The sequence below is a fragment of the uncultured Maritalea sp. genome (assembly GCF_937139385.1).
Taxonomy (GTDB): Bacteria; Pseudomonadota; Alphaproteobacteria; order Rhizobiales; family Devosiaceae; genus Maritalea; species Maritalea porphyrae_A.
The window spans coordinates 1-7031 of the sequence record NZ_CAKZPW010000232.1 but is presented as its reverse complement, the minus strand read 5'-3'; the positions used below and the strand labels follow the sequence as shown (position 1 = coordinate 7031).

General features: G+C 50.6%; 4 protein-coding genes. 2 read left to right on the top strand and 2 right to left on the bottom strand.

Going from position 1 to position 7031, the window contains the following annotated elements; translation table 11 throughout:
- Nucleotides 1–2824 (top strand): bifunctional [glutamine synthetase] adenylyltransferase/[glutamine synthetase]-adenylyl-L-tyrosine phosphorylase (locus tag Q0231_RS09865; RefSeq protein ID WP_299347490.1); only part of this gene is annotated, 2824 nt, incomplete at its 5' end.
- Nucleotides 2825–2832: 8 nt separating this feature from the next.
- Here the strand turns inward: Q0231_RS09865 and Q0231_RS09860 are convergent.
- The gene (locus Q0231_RS09860; protein ID WP_299347488.1) at nucleotides 2833–4275 is read right to left on the bottom strand and encodes a PAS domain-containing sensor histidine kinase; all 1443 of its coding nucleotides are present in this window, start codon (nucleotides 4273–4275) and stop codon (nucleotides 2833–2835) included.
- Between the two features lie 162 nt (nucleotides 4276–4437).
- Nucleotides 4438–6537 carry an aminopeptidase N gene (gene pepN, locus Q0231_RS09855; protein WP_299347486.1) on the bottom strand — a complete coding sequence of 700 codons (2100 nt, stop codon included), beginning with the start codon at nucleotides 6535–6537 and terminating at the stop codon, nucleotides 4438–4440.
- 18 nt (nucleotides 6538–6555) lie between these two features.
- On the opposite strand from pepN, the gene Q0231_RS09850 reads away from it, so the two are divergent.
- Nucleotides 6556–7031, top strand: a 476-nt coding sequence (locus tag Q0231_RS09850; protein ID WP_299347484.1) for an efflux RND transporter permease subunit, incomplete at its 3' end; no start/stop codon positions are given.

Below are 7031 nucleotides of genomic sequence, written 5' to 3'. Positions count from 1 at the left end.
AATTGGTGATCTATTGGCCGAAACAGAACTGCCACTAAGCAACATTTCTTCGTGTCGATCTGGCTTGGCTTGCATTTTTGAGGCGGCGCCATTTTTGGCAGATTGCGCAAGGGCAAACCTTGCTTGGCTTGACGCGGCGTTGAGCAAACCAACCGCTGACACTGTCGCGGAAATATTGGCGGACGCTGAGGGTGCGCAATCTCTTGATTTGGATGAAATGGGACTGCGTGCATTGCTGCGGCAGTTGAAATTGCGCATCGCACTGGTGACCGCCGTTGCCGAAGTGAGTGGCGCAACCACGCCAAAAGACACGACAGAATGGCTCGCGTTGTTTGCAGATAAATGTTTAGACGCCGCGCTTGATCATTTGGTCACTGAGCGATTTCACGCTTTGGGTGTCGCTGTTGATCCAACCATGCGCCCATCACGCCAGTCGGGCCTGACCATTCTTGCCTTGGGCAAACATGGCGGGTTGGAACTCAATTATTCGTCGGACATAGACATTGTAGCGTTTTACGATTTGGCACGTTCACCGCTCGCAGATAATCCGCGTGTTGGCCGCATTTACGAAAAAATGGTGCGTGAGCTGGCGGCCATCATGCAAGAGCGTGACGAAACGGGATATGTGTTCCGCACCGACCTGCGTTTGCGGCCCGATCCTGGCTCAACGCCAGTAGCCATTTCAACTGGCGCTGCCATGTCCTATTATGAATCGCGCGGCCAAAACTGGGAGCGGGCAGCCTGGATCAAAGCGCGGCCATGCGCGGGCGATATTGAAGCGGGTGAGCGCTTTTTAACAGAGCTTTCCCCCTTCATCTGGCGCAAGCATTTAGATTTTGCCACCATCGGCGACATCAAAACGATCAAGCGCCAAATCAACACGGCAAAAAATGTCGCTGGGCGAACCGTGTTGGGCCACAACGTCAAACTGGGCAGTGGCGGCATTCGAGAGATTGAGTTTTTCGCCCAAGTACAACAATTGATTGCCGGGGGCAGGGACACACTGCTGCGCACGCGATCCACTTCAGACACACTCAGCGCGCTGGCCGCCACCAATTGGATTTCCAGCGACGTTGCTCAAGGGTTGATTGAGCGATATTGGTTCCTTCGGGCGGTCGAAAACCGTGTGCAAATGCTCAACGACGAACAAACCCATTCACTTCCCAAGACCGATAAGCAACTCGCACCCATTGTCGCCTTGTTGCCGTTTGACGATGTGGCTGCCTTCAAAAAAGCTTATCGCGACTGTTTGGATGCGGTTGTTGATCATTATGGCGAATTGTTTAGCGATGATGAAGAAGACGACGAATTGGGTGATCTGGTTTTTACCGGAAGTGATGACGACCCTGCAACTTGGACCAAGCTCTCTGAAATAGGGTTTAAAGACCCCTCCAAAGTCATAGAAACCATCAAGCGCTGGCATTATGGCGGCTACGCCGCTACAAGGGCTGATAAGGCCCGCCAAACGCTCACAGCGCTTATTCCCAGCCTGTTGCGCAACATATCAAATGCGCGCAACGCGGATGAGGCGTTGCGCCAGTTTGATTTTTTCATCTCCAAATTGCCCGCAGGGGTCCAGCTGTTTGCGCTATTGCAGAACAATCAGCGCCTGCAAAATGTCTTGATCGACTTCATGGCAGCCGCGCCGCGTATGACAGACGCCATTTTGCGCCGCGTGCATATCGTGGACGGTTTAATTGACCCCGCATTCTATGATGAAGTGCCCAGCCCTCATACTATAGACGTGCGCGCGAAAGAGTTTCTGGGTGAAGCCCGCTCTTATGAGGACTTGATTGATCGTGCCCGTATATTCGGCCAAGAGCAAATCTTTCTCATCAGCGCGGGATTAATCGCTGGTACGCTTGCAGCTGATGCCGCTGCCAAACAGTTTAGCGCTTTGGCTGAAATATTGCTCAATTGGGTTTTTGAAGCCGTGCGCCAAGAATTTGAATTAAAGTATGGCATTGTTGATGGGGCAGAAGTCGCGCTGCTGGCATTTGGTAAAATGGCCAGCCGCGAAATGAATGCACAATCAGATTTGGACTTCATCCTGATTTATGATCTGCCCGAGGGCAGTGAGCAATCAACGGGTCCAAAGCAGCTAGATAGTTCGCACTATTTCATCCGCCTTACGCAGCGTTTGGTTGCCGCCATTTCGGCACCCACTGCAGAAGGGGTGTTGTATGAAACAGATATGCGTTTGCGCCCTTCAGGCAACGCAGGGCCGCTCGCAACCAGTTTGCGTGGTTTTGAACGCTATCAACGCGAAGATGCCTGGACATGGGAACATATGGCACTCTCTCGCGCACGCGTGGTTTTTGCCGATGGGCAATTGGGTGCGCGCATTTCCAAAGTAATTGAAACGGTGCTGACAGGGCCGGTTGATCACCAAAAGCTTGTGACCGACGTATTGGATATGCGCAACCGTTTGCTACGTGAACGGCCGGCCAAATCGGCTTGGGACATCAAGCTCGCAAGTGGTGGTTTGATTGATCTAGAGTTCATAGCTCAGTTTGCCCAGCTGGCCTTTGGTCAAGAATTGGGCGTGCCACAAGCACCACCTCTGGACGTTATCAAAGCGCTTGAAGCTCATGGTCGAATTGAAAGCACAGCTGAACTTGATCAAACTCACGCGCTTTACAATGTGGTGCTGCAGCTCACTGCCGCCTGCCAGATTGAGGCGGTGAAAACTGAAAACTGGAGTGATGGTTTTGTTGAGCTTTTGACCCGCACTACCAATTTCCCGAGCCTTCAAATGCTTGAGGAAGAACTGGCGGAACGACAAAATCGAACAGCATCGGTGTTTGAGGAATTTATCAATTAAATGAATCGCTAAGCGGCTTTTTCTAAAGTGCCATCTTCAATCTTCGCAGGTAGCGTGATGGCGACTGTTGTGCCTATGCCGGGGTTGCTGTCGATCACCAAGGATCCGCCAGACAATTCAGCGATCGCTCGGGAAGTGGCAATGCCAAGGCCCAGTGCGTTGTGGTCTTTAGTGAAGGCCGCTTCGCCCAAGATAAAGGGCTGAGACAGTAACTCGACGCGTTCTTGCGGCATGCCAATGCCACTGTCAGTAACCTCTAAAACCACACCATCGTTTCCGCACCAACAGTTTAGCACAATTGATCCACCTTCTTGGGTAAAACGAATGGCATTGTCCAAAAGGTTGTCGACCATTCGGCGCAACAATGCGGGATCTGCTTTCACGACGCTTTCACAAAGGTTCATTGCGTCCAGTTTTAGCCCGGCGCGTTTGGCACGCGCTGCATGGCGGCGCAGGCTCTGCTTCACGAATTTATACATATCCACGTCAGTATCATTTTGAATTGTTTGCCCACCCTCAAGTTGGGCCAGATCCAAAATCGAAGCAAAATTGTCAAGCAGAGCTTCGCCGGATTGTTTGATGTCGGAGATATAGTTTGAGTAGCGTTTGTCCCCAAGTGGGCCGTAAGGCTCATGTTGCACAAGGTCGGCAAAACCAATGATGTGGTTAAGGGGGGTGCGCATGTCGTGGCTCAGGTGCGCCAAAAAGCTTGTCTTTGATCTGCTGGCTGCTTCAGCCGCGATCTTTTCAGCATGATATTGTTTAGCTAGTTCCCGATATTGCTCTTGCAGCGCTTTTTTGGCTTTCTTTGCGGCGTGGTGTTCGGTGCTATCAATAATCACGGTAACAAAACTGTGGTCGGGGTCAGAAATATCCTCGATGCGGATGATTTTCTCGTCGGCACATCTGGCCACTACAACTCGATGATGCTCATCGTCTTTATGTGCATCAAATGTAATTGGATTTGTCGCCTCGGTCATAATCTCGGCGTAAGGCGCACCTTGTTCCGCTGCTTTCTCTTCCAGTCCCATCAATTCGCGATAGGCTGAGTTGCACCAAAGTAGCTGCGCTTGCGCGTCCCAGTGGGCCAAACCATGTGGCATATGCTCAAGGGTTTCGTGCAATGTGTTTGTTGCTTCGCTCTGCTCTTCTTGTACCGGTGCCGGTTGAATTAGCTGGTGCAGCGCGCAAACACCTGCAATGGTCAAAATGGCAATAATGGAGCGGGTGAAATGGTCAAAGCCTTCAAAGAAAAAAATTGCCGCTGCCACAATCAGCATGGCGACAAGTGTTTTTGCAATTTCAAATTGGACATCTGGAGTGAGCGATGTGATGTTTTGCCAGTTGGAAAAAGTGACGGATCGCTTCTGCGAAAGTTTTGAGTCATGCGACACATTCTGTGTTGCTCTGAATCCCGCTGCAGCGCCGTCGGATTGCTCCGTCGTCAACATCGTATCTCTCCAGTATCAAATAAAACCCCAGGCGACGATTTCTCGCTTCGCTTAGCTAAGATACTGAATCAAAAAGGGGACTCTTGTCGAGCCCCCAAATTGCAACTTAACACCGGCTCCAAAAACTTTGAGTCTTTTGAATCACTTACTGTTAGAAAAAAATTAACCAGCCAAAGTGCGTTCCAAAATGTCTGAACAGTCAGGCGACAAGTTGGGGCTTTTTTGTAGGTTTTCCAGCGCGGATTGTGCAGCGGTTCGGCGAGTTGATTCGTATTTTTTGAACGAACGGAAAAGCGTGAGCAATCGTGCGGCCAATTGAGGCGTGCGCGTATCAATGTCCGCAATCAAGTTCGTTGCAAAGTTAAAGCTCGCCCCATCTTTGCGCCCAAATTGAACCTGATTGGCCGCAAAACCACCAATCAAAGATCTCACGCGATTTGGGTTTTCAATGTTGAATTTTGGATCATTCATCAAAGATTTGACGCGATCCAAAGCGTCTTCATCTGGAATGATTGCGTTTAGGCTTAGCCACTTATCGAACACCAAAATATCGTCACAGTGATTATTGCGGAAATCGGTGAGCAATTCCGCTGCGGCAGGGTGGTTAGACGCCGCTAGCGCGCCAAGTGCAGCACTCCGGTCCGTCACATTGGTGGCGGCGTGATATTGTGCTACGGCCACTTGGCCGCCTTTGTTTGCGTCCGCTGCCAACAATAGGTTGAGGCACTGATTTTTCAATGCACGTGCACCAGCAGAAGCAGCGTCAGGCGAATAGGTACCTTCATCAAGCAAGGACTTATATGTTTGAGCTAGCTCAGGTTCGATCATCGTCGCGATCGTTGAAAGTGCCAGGCGTCGCACATCATAGATGTGTTCAGGATCAATATTTTCACCAACGTGTTCAGCCAAAACAGACTGGGTCGGCAAGCTAAGCGTTAGCGCTTTAAAGGCGTTATCAAGTGTTTGGTCCATCAAAACAGACCGGAACGCTTCAGCCAATTTGCCAAGGTCTTGCGGGGTGGGGTCCTCTCCGCCGATTTTGGCGGCAGGCACCAAGATATCAAGCGCAACATTTTGCAAACTGTCCCAGCGGTTGAACGGGTCATTGTCTAATCGTGCAAGGTTAAGTTTGTCGTCCATCGTCAAATCTGAATTGACGCTAACCGGTGCCGAAAAATCGCGGAACAGGGAAAGTGTTGGCTTGCTCGATACCCCTTCAAACACCACGGTCTGCTTGGCTTTTTCAAGGATCATCAGATCTTCTTCAACCGTTGCCCCTGCTACACTATCCCAGCTAAGGTCTTCGCCATTATCAGAAACCAAACCAAATCGAATTGGAATAAATTTGGGCTCTTTCGTGGGCTCGCCCGGCGTTGGCTTATTGATCTGTTCAAGGTTGATGGTTAGGCGCTTGCTCTCGCCGTCATAGCTGTGGGTGATGTTCACTTCAGGACGCCCGGCAACCGTGTACCACATTTGCAAATGGCTTAAGTCTTTGCCGCTTGCATCTTCAAAGCATTTCACGAAGTCTTCGATAATGGCTGCATCACCGTCGTGGCGTTCAAGATAGATGTCCATGCCTTTGCGGAACATATCTTTGCCCAAATAGGTCTGGATCATGCGCACAATCGCTGAGCCTTTTTCATAGACCGTGGCTGTGTAGAAATTGTTGATTTCTTTGAATTGGTTTGGGCGAGGTGGGTGTGAAAGCGGACCTGAATCTTCGGCATATTGGTGCGCGCGCAAGTCACGTGCATCAACAATCCGCTTTACAGCGCGTGAGCGCTCGTCACTAGTAAACTCTTCGTCGCGAAAAACGGTTAACCCCTCTTTGAGGCAGAGCTGGAACCAATCTCGACAAGTAATTCGGTTGCCCGTCCAATTGTGGAAATACTCGTGCGCAATAATCGCTTCAACTTTTTCATAATCATCGTCAGTTGCGGTTTGCGGATTCGCCAAAATACATTTGTCGTTGAAAATGTTTAAGCCCTTGTTTTCCATTGCGCCAAGGTTGAAATCTGACACCGCAACAATGTTGAACACGTCAAGATCATACTCGCACCCGAACCGTTCTTCGTCCCAAACCATTGAGCGTTTCAGGCTATCCATCGCCCAGTCGCATTGACCTTCCTTGCCATGCTCAACATAAATGGCCAGATCGACATGTTTTCCTGTCATGGTGGTGAAACTGTCTTCGACCAGGCCGAGATCGCCACCCACCAGGTTGGCGTCCATCGCCTCCAGGTCGGTTTCGCGGGACAAAAACTCACCCAGGAGCAAATGGATGACGAGGTGACCGAGAGCTCTATTAAGATTCGCAGCTCGACCGCTTTCGGCGAGATCATCATCCTGATGGTCTATATCCCCATTCTCGCCCTTGTCGGAATCGAAGGAAAGATGTTCCAGCCCATGGCGCATACCGTTATGCTGGCCATTGCCGGAGCACTCATCCTTTCGTTAACTTACGTCCCCGCCATGTCCGCGCTATTCCTCAAGAAGAAGGTGACCAACAAGCGTACCATTGCCGATCGCATTATTGATTTCTTTCAGTGGCTGTACACGCCGGTACTCAAGGCGGCACTTCGCTTTAAAACAGTGTTCGTATTCGCTACCATCGCCTTGTTTGCCGTCAGCATTTTTGTCTTTTCCCGCATGGGTGGTGAGTTCATCCCCACCCTGGAGGAGGGAGATTTGGCGATGCAACAGATTCTCCCGCCGGGAACCTCGCTTACCCAGAGTATCGAGATGACCAAAAA